Source organism: Streptomyces sp. NPDC000151 (assembly GCF_040301705.1).
GTDB lineage: Bacteria > Actinomycetota > Actinomycetes > Streptomycetales > Streptomycetaceae > Streptomyces.
Genome location: NZ_JBEPFC010000299.1, coordinates 1 through 1,687 on the forward strand (window position 1 = coordinate 1; position 1,687 = coordinate 1,687).

Sequence of the window (1,687 nt, forward strand, 5' to 3'; positions counted from 1 at the left end):
GGCCCCGGCCGGCGTCCCCGTCGCGGGGGGGCCGGGACACGGCCGCCGCGGGGGGGGGGGGGGCCAGGGGGGGGCGGTGGGCCCGGGGGGGGGGGGCCGGGGGGGCCCACGCCGCCACTGCCGCGCCGTGGGACCGGGGGACGCGCGGCCGGTGGTGGCCGGGAGGGTCGGACGGTGGTGGCCGGGAGGGTCAGACCGAGAGGTGCTGGCCGGGCCGGATCATGTGCGGGTCGCCGCCGATGACGGACTTGTTGGCGGCGTACAGGGCCCGCCAGGACACGCCCCGGGCCGAGGCGATGGAGCCGAGCGTGTCGCCGCTGCGGACCGTGTACGTGCCGTCCTGGCCGCCCCGGGAGCGGCCGCGGTCGGCGTGGCTGCCGCGCACCGCGCGGTTCTCGCTCTTCCGGGACGCCGAGACCTCGCCGTCGCCGACCGCCGGCGCGCCGCCCGCGGCGTTCGCCCGGACCGAGCAGACCGGCCAGGCGCCCCACCCCTGGGACTGCTGCACCTTGGTCGCGACCGCGATCTGTGCGTCGCGTCCCGCCTGGTGGGCGCTCGGCGCGTACTTGTGGCCGCCGAACGCCCGCCAGGTGGAGGCGGTGAACTGCAGTCCGCCGTAGAAGCCGTTGCCGGTGCTGATGTGCCAGTTCCCACCGCTTTCGCAGGCCGCGATGCGGTCCCAGACCCCGCCGTCCGCGGCGCGCGCCTCGGAGGCGGTGGCGGCCAGCAGTGCGAGCGGTGCGACCAGCACCGCCCCGGCGAGGGCAGCGGTTTCACGACGTATGAAGCCCTTCGGAAAAGGCATGGATTTCCTCTCGGAAAACCCGGGACTCCCCCGGGCGGCGCGCCGCCGGGCGTGTGTCACGCCCGTCCGCCGCTCCGCCCCGCCCGCCGCGGGGTCCTGCGCCACGCCGCTCCGCGCGTCTCGTGAGGCGCGGCGCTGCGCTGGGTACGTACTGCGGTACTGCCGTGCTGCCGGTTACGGACGGCGGGCGTCCCCGGGCGGTGCTCGGTGCACACGGCCGCTGAATGTAGGAACCCCGGGGGCCCGGCATCAACCAATCCACTGTCGCGCCAGGCCAGTCGTGCGTTACTAAAGGTACCGACGAGTTCCGGTCACCCCCTTCATTCCCTGATATCGGCATTTGTCGGCCCGATGATCTCCCGGCCTGTGAGCCACCTCACCAGAATCCGAAACGTGGCTCGCACACGCGGTGGCGGGGAGTGACGACTTCCGGGGCGGCGTTCACCGTGTGCGCCGATCGGTTCGATTCCGTTCACGCCCGCGCGTGACTCCTGCCACAGATCGCCCGTTGTCTTTTTACACGCCGGGATCCGCCCGGCAGCCTGCACACAGATCGAGGAGTCAGCCGTGCCCCGCATGCTCGACGTCAGTGACGACGTTCGCGCCGAGATCGGCGACGAGGAGGCCGACCGCCTGCTGGCCGGCGACAACGCCCCCGGCGCTTACGACTGCACCTCCTGCCGCACCCCGGGCGACAGCGAACAGGAGCGCACCAGCACCGTCCTGTTCATCGGCGAGGAGACCGCCGTCCTGGCGTTCGCCCACGCCACGTGCATCCCCTCCCAGGTGGTCGCGGTGGCCGAGGAGCAGCTCAAGGGCGCCGTCCGCTCCATCACCGGCGAGGCGCCCGCCGAGGCCCCGGCGGCGCCGCCCGCGCCGCGC

The 1,687-nt window shown here is 74.5% G+C and carries 1 protein-coding gene and 1 pseudogene; one reads left to right on the forward strand and one right to left on the reverse strand.

Annotation, left to right across the window (positions count from 1 at the left end):
* Nucleotides 1-190: 190 nt before the first annotated feature.
* Complete coding sequence (locus ABT381_RS35675; protein ID WP_351602254.1) at nucleotides 191-805, reverse strand: LysM peptidoglycan-binding domain-containing protein; 615 nt, start codon at nucleotides 803-805, stop codon at nucleotides 191-193.
* Nucleotides 806-1,372: 567 nt separating this feature from the next.
* Between ABT381_RS35675 and ABT381_RS35680 the strand changes: the two are divergent.
* Nucleotides 1,373-1,687: pseudogene (locus ABT381_RS35680) on the forward strand (hypothetical protein); the annotation flags it as partial.